General features: G+C 44.0%; 16 protein-coding genes. 3 read left to right on the forward strand and 13 right to left on the reverse strand.

Annotation, left to right across the window (positions count from 1 at the left end; genetic code table 11):
* Positions 1–36: 36 nt before the first annotated feature.
* The 13 genes from NFS34_RS04915 to aroQ form a co-directional block, all read right to left on the reverse strand.
* Complete coding sequence (locus tag NFS34_RS04915; RefSeq protein ID WP_251358773.1) at positions 37–2,670, reverse strand: YdbH domain-containing protein; 2,634 nt, start codon at positions 2,668–2,670, stop codon at positions 37–39.
* 89 nt (positions 2,671–2,759) lie between these two features.
* A complete protein-coding gene (gene purD, locus NFS34_RS04920; protein WP_251358774.1) occupies positions 2,760–4,040 on the reverse strand; it encodes a phosphoribosylamine--glycine ligase in 1,281 nt (426 codons plus the stop codon).
* Between the two features lie 15 nt (positions 4,041–4,055).
* Entirely contained in the window at positions 4,056–5,621 is a 1,566-nt protein-coding gene (gene purH, locus NFS34_RS04925) for a bifunctional phosphoribosylaminoimidazolecarboxamide formyltransferase/IMP cyclohydrolase (protein ID WP_251358775.1), read from the reverse strand.
* Between the two features lie 34 nt (positions 5,622–5,655).
* Positions 5,656–5,958, reverse strand: coding sequence for a DNA-binding transcriptional regulator Fis (gene fis, locus NFS34_RS04930; protein WP_376707967.1), 303 nt, complete (start codon positions 5,956–5,958; stop codon positions 5,656–5,658).
* Positions 5,959–5,960: 2 nt separating this feature from the next.
* Positions 5,961–6,941, reverse strand: coding sequence for a tRNA dihydrouridine synthase DusB (gene dusB, locus NFS34_RS04935; RefSeq protein ID WP_251358777.1), 981 nt, complete (start codon positions 6,939–6,941; stop codon positions 5,961–5,963).
* Between the two features lie 157 nt (positions 6,942–7,098).
* On the reverse strand, positions 7,099–7,854 hold the full coding sequence (locus NFS34_RS04940) for a zinc-ribbon and DUF3426 domain-containing protein (RefSeq protein WP_251358778.1): 756 nt from the start codon (positions 7,852–7,854) through the stop codon (positions 7,099–7,101).
* Positions 7,855–7,887: 33 nt separating this feature from the next.
* Positions 7,888–8,790, reverse strand: coding sequence for a 50S ribosomal protein L11 methyltransferase (prmA, locus tag NFS34_RS04945; protein WP_251358779.1), 903 nt, complete (start codon positions 8,788–8,790; stop codon positions 7,888–7,890).
* Between the two features lie 32 nt (positions 8,791–8,822).
* Positions 8,823–9,809: a PH domain-containing protein gene (locus NFS34_RS04950; RefSeq protein WP_251358780.1), complete on the reverse strand. Its 987-nt coding sequence runs from the start codon at positions 9,807–9,809 to the stop codon at positions 8,823–8,825.
* A 4-nt stretch (positions 9,810–9,813) separates the two neighbouring features.
* Entirely contained in the window at positions 9,814–10,215 is a 402-nt protein-coding gene (locus NFS34_RS04955; RefSeq protein WP_251358781.1) for an SMI1/KNR4 family protein, read from the reverse strand.
* 96 nt (positions 10,216–10,311) lie between these two features.
* A complete protein-coding gene (locus tag NFS34_RS04960) occupies positions 10,312–11,115 on the reverse strand; it encodes a DUF4437 domain-containing protein (protein ID WP_251358782.1) in 804 nt (267 codons plus the stop codon).
* An 85-nt stretch (positions 11,116–11,200) separates the two neighbouring features.
* Positions 11,201–12,547, reverse strand: coding sequence for an acetyl-CoA carboxylase biotin carboxylase subunit (gene accC, locus NFS34_RS04965; RefSeq protein ID WP_251358783.1), 1,347 nt, complete (start codon positions 12,545–12,547; stop codon positions 11,201–11,203).
* Between the two features lie 27 nt (positions 12,548–12,574).
* Entirely contained in the window at positions 12,575–13,033 is a 459-nt protein-coding gene (gene accB, locus NFS34_RS04970; RefSeq protein ID WP_251358784.1) for an acetyl-CoA carboxylase biotin carboxyl carrier protein, read from the reverse strand.
* A gap of 29 nt (positions 13,034–13,062) precedes the next feature.
* The gene (aroQ, locus tag NFS34_RS04975) at positions 13,063–13,506 is read right to left on the reverse strand and encodes a type II 3-dehydroquinate dehydratase (RefSeq protein WP_251358785.1); all 444 of its coding nucleotides are present in this window, start codon (positions 13,504–13,506) and stop codon (positions 13,063–13,065) included.
* Positions 13,507–13,890: 384 nt separating this feature from the next.
* On the opposite strand from aroQ, the gene NFS34_RS04980 reads away from it, so the two are divergent.
* The 3 genes from NFS34_RS04980 to NFS34_RS04990 all read left to right on the forward strand — a co-directional run bounded on the left by NFS34_RS04980 (position 13,891) and on the right by NFS34_RS04990 (position 18,808).
* Complete coding sequence (locus NFS34_RS04980) at positions 13,891–14,604, forward strand: response regulator transcription factor (protein WP_251358786.1); 714 nt, start codon at positions 13,891–13,893, stop codon at positions 14,602–14,604.
* A 21-nt stretch (positions 14,605–14,625) separates the two neighbouring features.
* Positions 14,626–16,260 carry a FecR domain-containing protein gene (locus NFS34_RS04985; RefSeq protein WP_251358787.1) on the forward strand — a complete coding sequence of 545 codons (1,635 nt, stop codon included), beginning with the start codon at positions 14,626–14,628 and terminating at the stop codon, positions 16,258–16,260.
* An 85-nt stretch (positions 16,261–16,345) separates the two neighbouring features.
* Positions 16,346–18,808 carry a CHASE2 domain-containing protein gene (locus tag NFS34_RS04990; RefSeq protein ID WP_251358789.1) on the forward strand — a complete coding sequence of 821 codons (2,463 nt, stop codon included), beginning with the start codon at positions 16,346–16,348 and terminating at the stop codon, positions 18,806–18,808.
* Positions 18,809–18,871: the final 63 nt, after the last annotated feature.

Here is an 18,871-nt window from a genome sequence, read left to right on the forward strand (position 1 = left end):
TGAATCTGTGCTGAATCGCATAAATTAATAGTCGCTTCAGGGTTGTTCTACAGATTCGGGCAGTTCCAGCTCTCCAGCTTTGTATTTATCAATAATTGGCTTGGTCATATCGCCACTGACTAACATGGAATAGAGTAGGTTCGGTAAGTTACCCTCGACATTTAAAGTCAGTTCGATGGGAAAGCCATCGTATAAGTCCGGATTAGCCCCTTTTAAAAATATTTTTAGCCGGTATATTTCAGACTCAGAGTAATTAATGACCCCCGATAGTTCTTGGTAATGGAAGTTTTGTAGTGCTTGAAAAGCGATATTGGTTTGCGCACTCGCCCCTGTATTTACTTTAATGATCCCGGCAGCATTACTCTTAAAGCTACCATCAACAATACTTGGCCCCTTGTCGCTGATTTTGATGGGAAGCAGCAGATCGAACCGCCCTTGAATGTCGAGAGCTTCGGATTCTAGCGCTTTGAGTAATTGGCCTAAATCGATTTTATCGAGCTTAACGTTAAAAGGAGCTATCCCTTTTTCAGATAGAGTTAGTTGCGGAATATAAAGATTGCCTTTGAGTAGATAAGCAAAAACATCCTGTAGTTGGTAAGCATCAGCACTGTGTTGCATAAAAAATTGTAAGTCGGTGATATCAATACCTGCCGCCACCTCAATTTTTTGTACTCGACCTTGAGCGGTTCCTGTCACGGGAGCTTTTGGATCAAGCTGCTCATCAAGTTGTAAATTAACCACCGACAATTGATCGTAAGCAAGGTTGACATTATCCGCTGTTAACGCACCTTCAAAAGCAAGAGTTATAGGATAGCCTTTTATTTTTTCACTAGATATCTGTCCGGCGGTGATGGATAAATTTGGATACTTGGTTAATAGCGGTGATAGCCATTGGCTAATGCTGGTGGCGGAAATGTGTAGCGGACTCAGGGTAAGTTGCTGTTTATCGTTATCAAAATTGATCTGATAACGAAAAGGAATGGCTTCGTCTTGGTAATTCAGTTGTCCTTTGCTAAAAATATGGTTCCTACTTTTTAACCATGAAAGTTTGCCGTTAGCATTATTCACTGCAACTTGATCATTATTAAAACTGGCATTTTTAAACCTTATCGAGCCATTGAGCTTGTCATTGTTAAGATTCAAATTGCTGGTGGCTGCAATATCGTTAATGAGCAAATTGTCTTGCGCAACCTGACCAATATTTGAGTCAAGAGTGAGCTTATCTTTAGTCAGAGTAACTTGATTGTTCAACTGACCTATTGTGGTTGTTAATCCTTGAATGATTATTGGCAGATCAATGGTATTGCGTTGTTTTAGTATCAGCAACTGATGATTGTTTTTATCCTCGCCCACCAAGCTTTGCTGAACTTCTCCATGCCCATTCCATTGAGTTGCAGCCGCGGTCACTTGCAGCTCAAGATCTTTGATCTGAGTTGTACCCATATTGAGCTTGATTTGCTCTGCAGCTAATTTCAGGGAAGCATTTTCAATGACAAAAGATGAGTCTAGGTTTAGCGCAAGTTTGTCGCTACTAATATGACTACTAGCTTGCTTAACAGCTAAGTGTTTTAACAAGGTATCTGCCTTTAGATTTCCTGCTAATCGCTGTTCGGGAGCGGATAAAGGCAAGCTTGCATACAGCTGTAATTGTTCGAGGGTTAATTGGGTATTGAGTAGAGGGTGTTGCATTAAAAAAGGCAAACTGCCTTGAGTTAACTCAAGCTGATACTGATCCGAATGCCATAATACATTGGTTATTTCAGTGGTATGAAGCTTGAGCGTTAAGGCGTCTTCGAGTTGCGCTAGATCTAGCGATATACCCTTGTTTGCTAATTGCTCTGCAAGTTCGGCTTTGAGCTTTAACTGCTTAAGATCAAATGGCGCTGACAGCATAAAATCTTTGTCTAGCTGCAAAAGTAGTGATTCTTTCAGATCGAGTGCACCGTTGCCTTCTAACGCAATAGTTGATAAGCCATCAATCGGGTAGTAGTTGCGGCTATCGAGTGTTGCAGCAAGTTCCCAATCAAAAGCTGTTGTTGAATTATTAGCAGGAGATAATTCTAAATGAATAGTATCTTGTTGTTGTTTAATTTGAGCTTTAAGATTGTGCAGCAAGTTATTGTTGCTGTTGATCTTGGCTAAGAGGTCAAATTCTAAGCCGATAAATTCAACTTGAGTGTCGAGCTGCAGTGCATCATTTTGTTGTTCAATATTAAGGTTTTCGAAAAATAATTCTTGCACAAACAATCCTGAGACCGATGCTTGTTCAAAGTTAAGCTGTTCGATGGGAAGGTGCGGAATGTTAATAGCATTGCTAAAAGTATTGTTTGGCGGGGAACTAGATTCTTGCAGCTCTAGGACAGCGTTTTTAGCCTCGATACGGGTCAATTTTTTTTGCGCCAAAGAATAGTGCAGTGTGATATTTTTTAATTGGGCGTTCAGTTGTTGTTCGCCCACAAGTGTAATTTCAAGTTCCTCGACAAAGGCTTGGGCTAGTCCTGGTCTTTGCAGTTTAAGGTTGGTTATTTTTAACTCAGGCGGTAACAGCTGTTGGACTTGCGTTGGCACCCAGCGCGGTGCCGTCCAATAAGCCACTGCTAGTATTAATAACACCAGTAGCAGAAAAATCAGTAACCATTTTGCGGTTTTTTTGAATAATGCTCTAATCAATGGTTGAAAACTTTGCTAAACAACAAAGCAAAAAAAAGCCTTACTTTTAGTGTAAGGCTTTTCGATTAATGGTCAATGAATGATTGAGCCTATCCATTCTCGCGACTAATGGCTCTATGGCCAATATCGGTGCGATAATAGACTTTATCCCAAGAAACGTGTTTAACCGCAGCGTAAGCTTTGCTTTGTGCTTGGGTAACAGTATCGCCAAGTGCCACCACGCACAAGACGCGGCCACCGTTAGTAACTATTTGGCCATCTTTTTCCGCGGTGCCTGCGTGGAAAACTTTGCCTTCTGCGACCTGCTCTAGGCCAGAAATCACATCACCTTTTGGATACGTTTCTGGATAACCACCAGCGGCCATCACCACACCTAATGCAGCGCGTGGATCCCAGTCAGCTTCCATTACATCAAGCTTGCCATCAATCGCTGCCAAACATAGTTCGCTTAAGTCAGACTGCAAACGGCTCATGATGGGTTGAGTTTCTGGATCGCCAAAACGGCAGTTAAATTCCAATACTTTGGGGATGCCGTCCTTATCGATCATGACACCGGCATATAAAAATCCAGTGTAAGGATGACCTTCTGATTCCATGCCTTGTACGGTTGGCACGATAACTTGTTGCATAATACGCTCATGCATTTCAGGAGTCACTACCGGAGCAGGAGAGTAGGCTCCCATGCCGCCTGTGTTCGGCCCCGTATCGCCATTATCGCGAGCTTTGTGATCTTGCGAGGTAGCTAGTGGTAAAATATTTTTACCATCAACCATCACAATAAAACTGGCTTCTTCGCCTTGTAAAAACTCTTCCACCACCACACGATGCCCAGCATCACCAAACTTATTGCCAGCCAACATATCGTCGATAGCTTCATCGGCTTGCTCAAGCGTCTCGGCAATGATGACCCCCTTACCAGCGGCTAAACCGTCGGCTTTGATCACAATCGGCGTACCCATTTGGCGAACATAGGCTTTGGCGGGTTCGATTTCAGTAAAGTTTTGATAGGCAGCCGTTGGGATCTGATGGCGCGCTAAAAAGTCTTTGGTAAAAGCTTTCGAGCCTTCGAGTTGTGCGGCGCCTTGGGTCGGGCCAAAGCATTTCAGGCCGGCTTCGCTAAAAGCATCAACCACGCCAATTACTAATGGCGCCTCAGGCCCAACAATGGTTAACTCAACATGATTGCCTTTGGCAAAAGTGATCAGGCTTTCGATATCTGCCGAGTCGATGGCAACATTGCTAACCTTGTCTTCTAAAGCGGTGCCGGCATTTCCAGGAGCCACAAATACTTGCTCGACTTTACTCGACTGGGCTACTTTCCAAGCTAAAGCATGTTCGCGCCCGCCGCTACCAATAATTAAAACTTTCATTCATTCAGTCCTCAATTAATGACGGAAATGACGCATGCCAGTAAAAACCATTGCCATGCCATGCTCGTTAGCCGCTTCAATCACTTCGTCGTCACGAATTGAACCGCCAGGCTGGATAACGGCAGTGATACCCGCTTCCGCCGCGGCATCGATACCGTCGCGGAATGGAAAAAAGGCATCGGATGCCATCACTGAACCGTTAACTTCAAGACTTTCATCGGCAGCTTTAATGCCAGCGATTTTTGCCGAGTAAACGCGGCTCATTTGGCCGGCGCCTACGCCAATGGTTTGGCCGTTGCGGGCATAGACGATGGCGTTGGATTTAACGAATTTAGCGACTTTCCAGCAGAATTTTAAATCACGCATTTCATCACTTGAGGGTTTGCGTTTTGAAACAATGCGCAAATCTTCTTCGAACACTTGGCCTAGATCGCGATCTTGAACTAATAAGCCGCCATTGACGCGCTTATAGTCAAGGCTTGGAACCGCTTGGCGCCATTGACCAGATTCCAACAGACGGACGTTTTTCTTTTGAGCGATGGCTGCTTTGGCCTCTGCAGTAACGCTAGGGGCAATAATCACTTCCACAAATTGACGATCAACGATTTTCTTAGCCGTTTCGCCATCTAATTGGCGGTTAAAGGCGATAATGCCGCCGAAGGCTGAGGTTGGGTCAGTTTGGAAAGCAAGCTCATAGGCTAGCTCGATGTTTTCCGCGATAGCTACCCCGCATGGGTTAGCGTGTTTGACGATCACACAAGCCGGATCATCGAAACTTTTAACGCACTCTAGGGCTGCGTCGGTATCTGCCACATTGTTAAAAGACAATGCTTTGCCTTGAACTTGGGTTGCAGTCGAAACGCTCGCTTCTTGTGGCGAATGTTCTACATAAAAAGCGGCATTTTGATGAGGGTTTTCACCATAACGCATATCCTGAGCTTTTTTGTATTGAACAGAATAGGTTGGCGCAAAGTCACTGGAGTTCTCTGCCGCCTGTACGCCCAAATAATTGGAAATAGCGGCGTCATAACGTGCGGTATGCGCAAAGGCTCTGGCGGCTAATTTAAAACGAGTGGGCTTGTCTACGTCGCCTTTTTCGCCAATTTGGCGAGCGACTTCTGTAAAGTCTTCATTTTCCACCACAATACAAACATCTTGGTGGTTTTTCGCTGCTGAGCGAACCATCGTAGGGCCGCCTATGTCGATATTTTCGATGGCATCTTCAAGACTGGCATCGTCGCGCGAAATGGTGCTTTCGAAAGGATACAAGTTCACCACCACCAAATCGATACCGATAATATCGTGCTCGGCCATTACTGCATCATCCATACCGCGGCGACCTAAAATAGCGCCATGCACTTTTGGATGTAGCGTTTTAACTCGACCGTCCATCATTTCAGGAAAGCCGGTGTAATTTGAAACATCGGTTACATCTAATCCTGACTCACGCAATAATTTCGCTGTGCCGCCAGTGGATAGAATTTCTATATTGCTTTGCGCCAATGTTTGAGCAAACTCAACCACGCCATTCTTATCAGAAACGCTTATTAATGCGCGTTTAATCGGGCGAAAATTCGACATAATCAATCCTCAGAGATTTTATGTTCGTGGAAAATTAAAGAAGGTTGTAACGCTTTAGTTTTTTGCGCAAAGTACCGCGGTTTAAGCCTAGCACTTGCGCGGCTTTGGTTTGGTTGTTACGCGTATGCTCCATAATGGCGCGTAGTAAAGGTTCTTCCACTTGCGTTAATACCAAGTCATAGACTTCGTTTAGCGGTTGTCCGTTCATCTGCTGTAAGTAGCTTTGCATTGAAAGGGCAACATGCTCACGCAAAGTTGGGTTGGCGTTAGTGCTGGTGTTGTTAATAAAGTTGTTGTTAGAAGCAACTGCTTCTTGAGTTTGGTTGTTGTCAAAAATAGTCATGCTGCTATAGCCTGTTGTTTTTGTTCAAAATAAAGATTAAGTGTTGTTATTTGCTCACCACCATCATCAATCTTGTTGAAATGGCGACGAAACTCCTTTCCATCCGCTTGTTCTTGGAAATACCAAGAAACGTGCTTACGGGCTATCCTTGGCCCCATCACTTCACCATAAAACTGATGTAACCTAGTGATATGCTGAAGCAAAATTTGTTGTACCTCTTGCCAACTTGGTGCTGCTAAGTACTCGCCAGTTTGCAAAAAGTGCCAAATCTCTCTAAAAATCCAAGGTTTACCTTGCGCTGCGCGACCAATCATCAAACCATCCGCCTGAGTCTGCGCTAAAACCTGTTTAGCCTTTTCGGGGCTGTTAATATCGCCATTGGCAATAATCGGAATCGACACCGCTTGTTTTATTTTGGCAATGGTCTCAAATTCGGCATTGCCCATAAACTTGTCGGCGCGGGTTCTGCCGTGGATCGCCAAGGCTTGGATCCCTGCCTGCTCAGCAATCTTGGCAATCTCTAGACCATTACGATTATCCGCATCCTGTCCGGTACGAATTTTCAAGGTCACTGGCACATTCACCGCTTCGACCACCGCTGTTAAAATCCGCTCGACCAAAGCTGGATCTTGCAAAAGCGCAGAACCAGCGGCTTTTTTACAGACTTTTTTAGCCGGACAACCCATATTGATATCGATCATCTGGGCGCCATGTTCCACATTGTGTTGCGCTGCCATGGCCATAATGTTCGGTTCAGTACCGGCAATTTGCACTGAGCGGATGCCAAGTTCACCCTTGTGAATTTTACGCAAACGGCTTTTTTTGCTGTTCCAAAGGCGTGGATCCGAAGCAATCATTTCCGAAACCGTCATGCCTGCGCCTAACTGTTTACACAACTGGCGAAAAGGTTGATCGGTAACACCTGCCATAGGCGCTAAGATCAATGGGTTCTCCAGTTGGTAAGGGCCAATTTGCATTTAAGTCTCGGGTTTTTAGTGCAGGAGTTATTCCACGGCAAAATCGAGGTCGCGATCATACACCGTTTGTGGTCGGATTTGAACGGAAATTGTTTAAAAAATCGTCAATAATTTGCTTGACAAATGAGGTGCTGGACTAACTTTAGTGAAATTCCCGCTAGTTGACCAACTGAACCTGATAACCGCTGTAGCTCTTATTGTCGCTTAAAAAGCTAAAGCCGATCTGCACCGTTTGGTTAGGCTCAATCAAAGTATTGTGATTAACTTCGGGCAAATATTGAGCGGGCGTAAACACTGGAGTGGTAAATTGGCCGCCCTTAATGTCACTTAATACCACCTTGACCTTTGGGAAAGGTTGGGCGAAATCGGCGGTGTTTTTTAACAGCATACTAACTTCTTGCTGTCCTTTGACCTTAGGTGATACTTCAATTGCGCTGACCACAAATAGCTCGATACGTTGCAGCGAAGGAACCTGACAACCAAAAATTGAACAGGAAGCTTGGAGTAGCGGCCGCCAAGCCTTATCTTGTGACAAAGCCATCCGGTTGGGCCATAAATAGAGGTACCAAAAAGCGCATGACAATAAAATGACGCTGGAAAGCCCATAAAACAAGCCTTTCCAAGGTATGGGGCGAGCTTCAGGCTTGGGTTTTGCAGGCTCAATGGTCAGTTCAGGCGCATCAACTAAATCGTCGAAAGCTTTCTCCACCAATTTCTCAGAAGCCTGCTCTACATCCTCGGCCATAGCGGTTTTCTGGCTTTCCTGTTCCATCGAGACCAAGGAATCCGTGGCTAAAAATAAGGAATGGCAAGAACCGCAGCGAACATGACCTTCCGCCATTTCAAGATGCTCTTTACGCAACTTAAAAACAGATTTGCAATGTGGACAATGGGTTAAAAAGGTTTCGCTCATGCCGGTAACTTGTCGTTTAGCACTGATCGGCGCTTAAGCTTTAACTCCAGTCAGTCGCGCCCAATCTCCCTCAATTGCTGGCGACTCCATCTGGAACCAAGGCTGATAAATGCTAATTAATTCATCCGCTTGTTGTTTTAATAGTCCTGATAATACCAGATTACCGCCGGATTTCACGGAGTTTGCTAGAGATTCTGCTAATTGACGCAGAGGCTCCGCTAAAATATTGGCCACCAAAATATCGGCGGTTGGTAGACTCACTTCATTGGGCAGACCTAGCACCAAACGTTCTTCAGCGAGCCCATTGCGTTTTAGGTTCTCGCGAGTCGCGTCAATCGCCTGCGGATCGATATCCACCGCATACACTTTTTTTGCGCCGAGCAGTAGCGCCGCCAAGGTTAGAATTCCCGAGCCGCAGCCATAGTCGATCACTGTTTTACCGCTTAAATCAGCAGCGTCTAACCACTGCAAACACAAAGAGGTCGTGGGGTGAGTGCCAGTACCAAAAGCTAAACCAGGGTCGAGTTTGATATTAACTGCATCTGGATCGGGCGACTCGTGCCAGCTAGGAACTATCCAAACTCGCTGGCCAAACTGCATTGGCTTGAAGCTCTCCATCCAAGCTCGCTCCCAATCTTGATCACGAATAATTTCCCATTGGTATTGATTATTGGTTTTATCGATATGGCCAGAAAAATCACTATTGGCAAGGATTCTATCGAGTAGCGCCGTTTCCGTATCAGCCTCAAACAATGCTAGCACGATTAAATGATCCCAAAATGGGGTTTCCCCAGGCTTAGGCTCTAAAATTGGTTTATCTTCAGCGTCTAAAAAAGTCACCGCCAGCGCACCCAGCTCCATTAAAAAATCGCTAAGGTTTTCAGTATCCGTGCTATTGGGGTTATGGTAATTAAATTTTAATTGGATCCAGGACATATTAGAGCCTTAGTTAAGAATGAGGAATCACATCAGGATATATATTTATTTGCTATCTTTATAAAATCATTTGGATTATTTACACCAAGGTAAATTCTATCGATAGCTTTATCAGTTATTTTTAGTTGAATAAGTACATTGGGATTGCCAGAAAAATTATAACGTTTAATAGATCTATCTCTTTTAATGTATGATTTTGTGCTGGAAATAGATTTAATATTGCTTAGAGGTATGACTCGATTATTGTAAATGCCGAAGCGAATATTCAAACTACTTTCATCTATCGTTATAGGCCTTATGCCCATTGCTCGATATTCCGCAATAAAGAATAGTAAACTGAATAAAGTGAGCAGAGTGATCACATTTGCTGCTAAGGGCGACCACAAAAAGTGTATTATTAAGTGCATTATGGGCATTTCAGCGGCAATAAGCAGGATAAAACCAATGGCATTGCTCTGAGCATCGTCTTTTAGATGATAATTAAATTGGTATTTTCCTTTAAAGTTTTCGGGGCGAACATTTCTTGCGAAGAGCGCGTAAGTCCAGATCCTAACTTCAAATATCAGAAAATTAGCAATTGGAGTTTTACCTAAAAAATTATATACAGGCTCAGCTATAGCCAGATCCGGATCTTTTGTCTTTTGCAAAGAAGATCTGATGGCTAAGTAGACAGTTAATAAAGCCGTTATTTCAACGATTAAGAAGGTCCCTAAAACTATGTAGCGACCAGTTTCTAGATAGCGCCAAAAAAATTTATTTTGCTCCGGAATAATGTAGCTGCCAATCAATACAAGTATACAAGCATAAACTATAGCCTTTATTAGAGCTTCTTTTTTATCTTTAATACAAAGAAAACAGAGGATAGGAAGTACTAGCAGACCATCTAATAAATACAGCCACTCAAAGTTGGCTTGTCCAAAATCATTTAATGGAGAGTGAGTCTGGTAATAATATGCCCACCAAATTGATATCCCGATAAAAAACATTAACGGTAGTTTTTGCTTAATTGATGGATTCATAAAGTTAACTTCCTAGCCAAACGTCCTTCGCCCAATGCCAAATCGACGGCCAAATGTCATCGGTTTGCTGCTGTCCTTGCCAGAGGCTAATTTCGTTAGCTTCGGAAATGCAATAATAGCCTTGCGCTGTTTCACAGATGGGGATTAAGTTTCTAGGTACGCCTATGTCCCATGCGTTGGCGGCAACGTCGGGTAGATGGGTGTGGGCTTGCGGATCGGTAATGGTAACTGGTTCGAGCGAGCCGATAACTAGATTGCTTAGCTCTAATAAAAATAGCCGCAAGTCACTGGGAAGGGGAATAAACAATTCCTCTTCGATCATGACTAAGTCGTCTTCATCGGGTAGTTCCAAGCCAAAGGCTACTGATTGAGCCGATTCTTGGAGTAATTCAATAACGTCTTCCATGGCTCAAGTATAGGCTAATTAAGATGTTCTGGGGAAGCAAACAAGTGTAAGTAAATAAGCTAAAGCAAATATTTAGCTCTCTATTTAAGGGCTCGACTATTTCAAGCGATAACCTTCTTTGCTTTTAAGGTAGAGAATTACTTCCGTTTTAGTTTTTAGGCCATGTTTTGCTGTGGTTTTAGAGCTAAAAAAGCTAGCAGGGGATAGGTTGGTCGAGGACTCTTGATGGTTAAAGTGATAATAGGCTTCTCCTTTAATCACGACAGCCTTTAGATCTGAATCCGTTTCGATATATCCGCTAAAATCTGCTGGCAATTTAATAAAGCTTGCAGTTTCGCCATCCGCTTTTCGCCACAGGTTGGCTATTTGTACGGAACTTCTATCTGTCCAGCTAATGTCGTTTGCCCCAAGCCACACTAGATTACTGCTTGCTACATTGATAGTTTTTTCGCCATTATCAAATGCTTGGTTAGCAGGTTTTACCAAGTATGGGCCGCTATCAATTTCTAGGTAGATTAGGTTGCTTTGTCCATTGGCTGCGGTGATGTGATTTTCTCCTGCCGGTTGGGTCCAAAAAGAACCTGGAGTCAACCACATTTTTTCAGCCGTAGGGTCGTCATTGTGTAGTAACCCTTCAATAACGACTCCCCGATAAGATATGTTATGAATATGAGGTGGTGAGGAGAAGCCTTTGTCGAACTTAACGAGCATACCCGTAGCCACATTCTTGCTGCGGTCACCCCACAAATTTACTGCCTTGGGACTCGAATTACCACGAGCAGGATTTAACAGTCCCCATTCAATGTCTGAGATTGAAATCACTTGGTTTTCTTGTGCCTGAACCAATGAGCTCATGAGAAAGGCGACCCATAAAGTCGTAGTGAATTTTCCTACAGGCATATTCAACCTCTTAACTGGTGAAAACAGCGTTTACAATCTAGATCAGAATAACGGATTACTCTGATCTAGATATGTAGAGTACAGGTTATCCTTCGCCAAACATTTGTCGCTCAAGATAATGAATGTTAGTACCACCTTTTTGGAAGTTAACGTCTTTTAGGATACGTTTTTGTAGATCTACGTTGGTTTTAATACCATCGATAACGATTTCTTCCAAAGCCATTTGCATTCGCGCAATCGCTACTTCGCGAGTTTCACCGTGCGTGATCAGCTTGCCAATCATTGAGTCATAATGTGGCGGTACTTTATAGGTCGCGTAAATATGCGAATCCATACGAATACCAGGGCCGCCGGGCGCATGATAACGTTTGATTTCGCCTGGACTTGGAATAAAGGTTTCCGGATCTTCAGCGTTGATTCGGCATTCGATGGCATGGCCATTAAGCACTATATCTTCTTGTTTAAAAGATAGCGGCTGATTAGAAGCAATCCGTAATTGCTCTTTGATAATATCAACTCCAGTTATCAACTCTGAAACCGGATGTTCGACCTGAACCCGAGTATTCATCTCGATAAAGTAGAACTCGCCTTTTTCGAACAAAAACTCGAAAGTGCCGGCGCCTTTGTAGCCCAATTCAATGCAAGCTTGCACACAACGCTCGCCAATGTGACGTCGCATTTGCTCGGTGATGCCCGGAGCAGGCGCTTCTTCTACCACTTTTTGATGGCGCCGCTGCATTGAACAATCTCGTTCGCCCAAGTGAATGGCGTTGCCGTGGCCATCGGCTAAGACTTGAATTTCGATATGGCGCGGAGTTTCCAAGAATTTTTCCATATAAACCATATCGTTACCGAATACTGAGCCGGCTTCTGACTTGGTCAAAGAGATAGCGTTAATCAGCTCTTCTTCTTTGTGTACTACCCGCATACCACGACCACCGCCACCGCCTGCGGCTTTGATAATGACCGGATAGCCGATACGTTTAGCCATTGATAGGTTGGTTTTTTCATCCTCGCCTAGAGGCCCATCAGAACCCGGAACGCACGGTACTCCCGCTTTTTTCATGGCCGAAATGGCTGAAACTTTATCACCCATAAGGCGAATAACGTCAGCGCTTGGGCCAATAAAACTAAAACCGGATTGCTCTACTTGCTCGGCGAAGTCGGCATTTTCCGCCAAAAAGCCGTAACCAGGGTGAATACCGACGGCATCGGTAATTTCCGCAGCAGAAATAATCGCTGGAATATTTAAATAACTTTGAGTTGCAGGAGCAGGACCAATGCACACCGATTCGTCAGCCAGACGAACGTGCATCAAGTCTTGATCAGCAGTGGAATGAACCGCTACCGTTTTAATCCCTAACTCACGACAAGCGCGCAGAATGCGTAGCGCAATTTCTCCGCGGTTGGCAATAACCACTTTTTCTAACATAAGATTCTCTCAAACTGATGAGTGGGATTACTCGATAACAAACATAGGCTCGTCAAACTCAACCGGATCGCCATTGGTGTGCAAGATTTGCTTAACCACCCCAGCTTTATCCGACTCAATTTGGTTCATCATCTTCATAGCCTCGACGATACATAAGACATCGCCGACATTAACCTGCTGGCCAATTTCAACAAAGTCTTTAGCGCCAGGAGAAGGCGCTGCATAGAAGGTGCCGACCATTGGCGAGCGGACAAGGTGTCCTGCTGGCTCTGGTTCAGCTGCGGCGGCGGCAGTGGTCGCTTCGGCAGCAACCGGAGCCGCTGGCGCAGCTACAGGAGCGGAAGGAACCGTGATTTGAGTGGGAGCGGCAACTTGGCTACCAGCGCGCGAAATGCGGACTGATTCTTCGCCTTCTTGGATCTCCAGTTCGGCGATACCAGATTCTTCAACTAACTCAATTAATTTTTTGATCTTACGTAAATCCATAACTTTTTACTCGGGTTAAATAATGTAAGTTAATGCTGCTTTAAATAATTAATGGCAGCATCCATAGCATATCGATAGCTGTCTGCACCAAAGCCCGCCACTTGTCCCAGCGCTATATCGCTAAAGTAGGAATGATGGCGAAAAGGTTCGCGGCTATGAGGGTTGGATAAATGTACTTCAATAAACGGAATGGCAACGGCTAGCAAAGCATCTCTTAGAGCAACACTGGTATGAGTATACCCCGCAGAGTTAAATACAATTAAACTCACGTTATCTTCTTTTGCCTGCTGAATCGCATCAATTAAAGCTGACTCGGAATTGGATTGAAAATGAGCAAAAGCCAAATCCGCGGCTTTAACTTGTGATTTGGCGTCTTTTACGATGGTCTCCAAGCTTACGTCACCATAAACTCCAGGCTCACGCGAGCCTAAAAGGTTAAGATTGGGGCCATTCAGTAAAAGAATCTGCTTCATTTGCTGCCAAAATAAAGTTAAATGTGGTTAAGTTCACTTAAAGTAGCATTATTGTAATTGGCTATCAATAATCCAAGGTCGTTAAGTGAAGTTGCACAGGTTTTTAACGATAGGCGATTTTACTGCATTTTGATGGTCTTTAGCCACATTTTTGCTTCGTGGTCGGAGTAGATTGGCAAAATTGTTGAGTAATTCAACAAATCGCTTAAGAATTTTACAATTGTTTTAAGAATTGTTTCGATAGAGTGGTTAGAATAGATTGGTAATTGTGTGCTTTAGTAAAAAGCATTGGTAGTGAATTAAACATTCTTTTAAACGTTTTGCCAGGCAAGGCGATTCGGTGAAAGAAGTTAATAACAATAACAAGTCAGCATTGGAGTTTGGATGTCTGAGATTATAAAAGTACTGTATCTGGAAGATGATATTGCACAATCTGAAGCCCTCAAGCAGGTTCTTAAAGAAACAGGTTATGATTTTACTCATTGCCTGACCGGAACCGATTTGTTGAAGCAAATTGAGGAAAACGACTTTGACTTGATGATCCTGGATTGGGAAGTGCCTGATCTAACCGGAGTTGAAGTTTTGGAACAGGTGCGTTCTTTCCATAATTGGAAAGGGCCTATTTTATTCGTGACTCAGCGTGATGCTGAGCAGGATATAGTACAAGCCTTAGAAAAAGGCGCCGATGATTATATGGTTAAGCCATTCCGTCCGACGGAATTGGAAGCGCGCTTAAAAGCCTTGGTTCGTCGCGCTGGTCTTTTAGATAACGATGCCGATATTGAATTGGGGATCTTCACCATTTCGCAAAAACATCGCGAGGTGCTGGTGGATGGTAAGCCGGTGTCTTTGACCACAAAAGAATACGAATTGGCTTTATTACTTATGAAGAATCTGGGACGTCTTTATTCTCGACGTTACCTATTAAAAAATATCTGGGGTATCGACTCCGATATTAGTACCCGAACGGTGGATGCGCACGTCAGTTCCTTAAGACGAAAATTAGGCTTAAGGGCTTCTTCGGGTTATCAAATTAAAACCGTGTATCAACATGGATATCGTTTAGAAAAGCTGTTAGAGTCAGAGGCTGTGGCTTAAGCATTAAATTTCTAAAAAACTATGAAAAAACATTGGCTTATAAGACTATTAATCGCTGGGTTAATAGTCACTGCGGCTTTGCCAATTTTTGCAAAAGACTGGTTGTACACGGTTCGAAAAGGCGATTCAGCCAGTGCCATTGCGAATAAATACCTAACTAACCCCTACCGTATCGACGATATCCTTCGATATAACCAGCTAGTTCCTGGCGAAGATTTAACTGCCGGAAGCGTTATTAAATTCCCCCTAAACAGCCTTAAGTTCGGCCCTGCTCGAGTATCGGTTTTATCGGTTCAAGGTGAGGTCAACTTAGTTCGCGGCGATCTAAGTCAAGCATTAGAGACCAGTTCTTCGATAAAGCTGGGCGATAAGGTGATTACTGGAGAGGATGCCTCGACCACCTTACGTTTTGCGGATAAGTCAGAGTTGTTGCTAGGCAGTAGTTCAGAACTGATTTTCGATGTTCTGACGCGCTGGGGACGCACAGGCATGGTCGATAGCCGAATGCGTTTGATGAAAGGCAGTGTCGAAGGGCGGGTAGAAACTTTGCAAGGCCCAGGAGCACATTTTGAAGTGCACACGCCATCTGCGGTGGCCACGGTTCGGGGTACTGAATTTCGGGTCAGGGTTGATGGCAATAACACCAAAGTATCTTACAACGAAGTGAGCGAAGGTAAGGTTAAGGTTGAAAACAAAGTTTCAGAAGAGCTGATCCCGCAAGGCTTTGGTCTGGTTTCCGAGCAAGGCAAGCAAGCCGATAAGCCAATAGAGTTGCTTAGTGCGCCCACCTTAAATGATCCCCAAGCAAATTTTCCTAGTCTACCAGTGCGAATAAGCTGGCAAGCGGACTCGGCAGCCGTAGGTTATCGCTACGAACTTTTTAAGGGGAGCGATATTAATCAGCAAATTGCTACGGATAAAGTTACCGATACCGCTATTAATATGAATCAGCTTGCCGCTGGCGATTATACTGTTAGGTTGCGCAAGATCGATAGTAACGGTTTGGAAGGCTTGAATAGGGTGCATCGCTTTACCCTAAATGGCGCACCGCTAGCACCAACCAACTTGCTGGCAAAGTCAGAATTGCTGTTCGGTGAGCCGATTGAGCTGAGCTGGCAGCCATCAGAAAAAGCAGAATTCTATAATCTTGAAATCGCGAGTGACTCAGAGTTTTCAAGCATTGTGCAGCAGCAACAAGTTGAATCGAATCAGCTAACGCTAACTCAGCCGATGGAAACGCGCGATTACTTTTGGCGAGTCAATGCGCAAAACGAAGAAGGCATTGGTTATTATAGTCAATCCAGCAGTTTCTCAGTAGTGCTTGCGGATACACCGATGGTGGCTAGCGCCGCTGATGTGGAGCTGGGACAGGGCGCGGCTTTGAGTTGGCAGCCAGTACCTTACGCTAAAGATTACCACTGGCAATTAGCGCGCGATGCGGATTTCACCAACCTAGTTGAGCAAGGTCGCTCCAATCAAACTAGCATTAGCTTCGATGATTTGCCTGCGGGTGATTACTATTTTAGGGTAGCTACGGATGCACCTAATGATACACAGCGGTTCAGCGAAACCCAATCCTTTGAGGTGTTTGAACCTGGCAATGGAAAGAATCCTTTTATGTTATCGTCATTGTTATTATTGTTGCTCGCTCTGTAACTTTCTTTAGTACGCAGTGGCAAGGTTAAAAACGAAAGCACGCAATTCTAAAATCAGCAGCTATCTGGTTGCCTTCTTGGTAGCTGTGTTAACTTTTGTCGCTAGTTATTTCCAACTGTTATTACCCATTGAGCACCTGCTCTATGACCGTTTATTGAGGCTGCAAAATTCCAGCCATAATCAAGAACTGGTGATAGTGGCGATAGATGAGAATAGTTTGCAGCAATATGGTCCATTGCCTTGGGCGCGTGAAAAACATGCCAAACTGATCAATCAATTGACCAAAGCTCAAGTTAAAGCGGTGGGCTATGATGTTCTATTCAATAAGTCTCAGTCGCCAGCCGACGCTCAGTTGGTGCAAGCAGTGCAAGACAATGGCAAGGTTATTTTTCCGGTTATTATCGAGCGGGTCACGCAAACCGGTGAATTGATTGAATTGATGCCTTTTCCAGAATTAATGCAGGCGGCAAATAATCTCGGTTTAGTTCACTTTGAGCTGAGCGACGATAATATTGCACGTTCCAGTTACCTAAAGGCGGGACTGGGCGAACCTTATTGGCGAGCTTTTGCTGCTGAACTATTGGATGTGGCAAATGGCGATGAAGTGTATCAGTTTCCATTTGCTGCCAGCGATAAAAAACCCAGTTATGATCTAACCCAAATCGAGCAGCAACATCGAGTTTATTTGCCGTTCAAGCAAAATCCATTTCACTACAAGCAGTTAAGCTTTGCAGAGGTCGCTGAGACGGATCTATTGCTAGATGAGCTAACGGATAAAGTGGTGCTGGTTGGGGTAACGGCGACTGCTGCGCGTAATGCAGATTTTTTGCCAGTCCCTGTGGATCGGGATGGGCAAATCATGTCGGGAGTTGAAATTAACGCAACCTTATATGAGGCGCTAAAGAAGGAGCAATTTATACTACCAGCTTCCCGTTTTGGTAATGCCCTAATTGCCGCCTTGTTTACGTTTTTATTTTTTCTGACCCTGCCAAAATCGCTACCGCGGAGAAATTTCTTTTACGCAATAGCGTTTTTATTAGGATTATTGGCCTTTAGTTGGTGGCTGCTACATCTACAACAAAGATGGCTGCAAGTGGCGACACCGGCAATTGCCATTATCTTGGGCTACCTTATTTGGGCATGGCTTAAAGTTGTCGCCAATATGAGTTTTTTCAAAAATACCATTGAGCGTTTGTCGCTTGAAACGCAAGAGTCAATGACGCTTGAACTAGCGCCTAATAGCAATATGCGGGTTAAATTTCTTTCCTATTTAAATTTACTAGATGTCACTAAATATCAGGCTGAAAGTAAAGATGTTAATCCCGAGACGGAAGATTTACTGAAGTTTGTTAAGCAACAAGCTAGCGCCAAAGAAAAAGCCTTGGTGAGAAAAATTCAAAACCAATCGCCCCATTTTGAGAAACTTTCCGAGCAGCCTGAATACGGCATTATTGAAGGGCGAATTGAGCAGTTAAACACCGCCATTACCCAAATTAATTTTTTACGTCGTTTTACCGAACAGACGATGGATCGGATGAGTGACGGCATTGTGCTATCGGACATTAATGGCCAAATTTTTTATAGCAACTTGGTTGCAAAACGTTATTTTTCTGAGCTTCGTGAGCATAAATTATTTGAGCTGCCTCGTCTTTTGAATGAAATCAAGCTGGCGGACAATAAGTTGTGGGAAGAAAAGTTAAAAAGAGTGCTGCAAGACGGGATCGTGAGTGAGCTAGTGGCGGTCACTAGCGATGGGCGCGATTTAAAAATCAGTATTTCTTTGCTAGATAATGTTTCTGGTCGTGATTTCATTATTCTCAATATGGTGGATATTAGCGCCATCAAAAGAGAGCAACGGCGTCAATTAGAGATGATCGACTTTATCTCGCACGATTTGCGCTCACCCATGACCTCGATTTTGGCACTATTAAGCCGCTATCAACGTCAACCGGAAAAGTATGATAGCCAGCAGATGCACCAAGAAATAGAGCAGCTGACACGCTCAAGTTTAAGCTTGGCGGAGCAATTTTTGATGTTGTCCAGAGCTGAGTCGAGTATTGAGTTAGCGCTTTATCCGATAGAACTATTAAATACCATCGACAATGCGATTGGGGTGGTGTTGCCGCAAGCGGCGAACAAGGATATTGATTTACAGTTTGATTTCGCTGCGCATCAAGACGTTTGGATTAAGGCCAATCAAGATCTACTCGAGCGTGTTCTGACTAATCTATTAACCAACGCCGTAAAATATTCTCCAGCTCGGTCGCAGGTCAATATTGTATTAGAGCAGGCGGCTAAACACATCAATATTAGAGTGATTGATCAAGGGGAAGGCATTAATCAAGAACAGATGGATGCGATTTTTAAACCTTTTACTCGAATGCAAAAACATGAAATGGCCAAGGTTAAAGGTATTGGTTTAGGCTTGAGATTTGTGCGCGCAGCTATGATGCGACTCGGTGGCACGGTTGCAGTAGAGAGTCCGCCGGGTAAAGGCGCCTGTTTTATTTTAAGCCTTCCACGGCATTTAAAAATTGAAAACCCCTGATAGATAAGGATTTCTAATGATAATGATGAAAAATCATCATTTTTCTTTAAGCGACTAAAGCGC

This window comes from Kangiella sp. TOML190 (genome assembly GCF_023706045.1).
GTDB lineage: Bacteria > Pseudomonadota > Gammaproteobacteria > Enterobacterales > Kangiellaceae > Kangiella.

Excerpts from the sequence above, each read along its gene's own strand:
- purD (WP_251358774.1), bottom strand. The coding sequence starts at position 4,040 with ATGAAAGTTTTAATTATTGGTAGCGGCGGGCGCGAACATGCTTTAGCT.
- purH (WP_251358775.1), bottom strand. The coding sequence starts at position 5,621 with ATGTCGAATTTTCGCCCGATTAAACGCGCATTAATAAGCGTTTCTGAT.
- dusB (WP_251358777.1), bottom strand. The coding sequence starts at position 6,941 with ATGCAAATTGGCCCTTACCAACTGGAGAACCCATTGATCTTAGCGCCT.
- NFS34_RS04940 (WP_251358778.1), bottom strand. The coding sequence starts at position 7,854 with ATGAGCGAAACCTTTTTAACCCATTGTCCACATTGCAAATCTGTTTTT.
- prmA (WP_251358779.1), bottom strand. The coding sequence starts at position 8,790 with ATGTCCTGGATCCAATTAAAATTTAATTACCATAACCCCAATAGCACG.
- NFS34_RS04950 (WP_251358780.1), bottom strand. The coding sequence starts at position 9,809 with ATGAATCCATCAATTAAGCAAAAACTACCGTTAATGTTTTTTATCGGG.
- NFS34_RS04955 (WP_251358781.1), bottom strand. The coding sequence starts at position 10,215 with ATGGAAGACGTTATTGAATTACTCCAAGAATCGGCTCAATCAGTAGCC.
- NFS34_RS04960 (WP_251358782.1), bottom strand. The coding sequence starts at position 11,115 with ATGCCTGTAGGAAAATTCACTACGACTTTATGGGTCGCCTTTCTCATG.
- accC (WP_251358783.1), bottom strand. The coding sequence starts at position 12,547 with ATGTTAGAAAAAGTGGTTATTGCCAACCGCGGAGAAATTGCGCTACGC.
- accB (WP_251358784.1), bottom strand. The coding sequence starts at position 13,033 with ATGGATTTACGTAAGATCAAAAAATTAATTGAGTTAGTTGAAGAATCT.
- aroQ (WP_251358785.1), bottom strand. The coding sequence starts at position 13,506 with ATGAAGCAGATTCTTTTACTGAATGGCCCCAATCTTAACCTTTTAGGC.
- NFS34_RS04980 (WP_251358786.1), top strand. The coding sequence starts at position 13,891 with ATGTCTGAGATTATAAAAGTACTGTATCTGGAAGATGATATTGCACAA.
- NFS34_RS04985 (WP_251358787.1), top strand. The coding sequence starts at position 14,626 with ATGAAAAAACATTGGCTTATAAGACTATTAATCGCTGGGTTAATAGTC.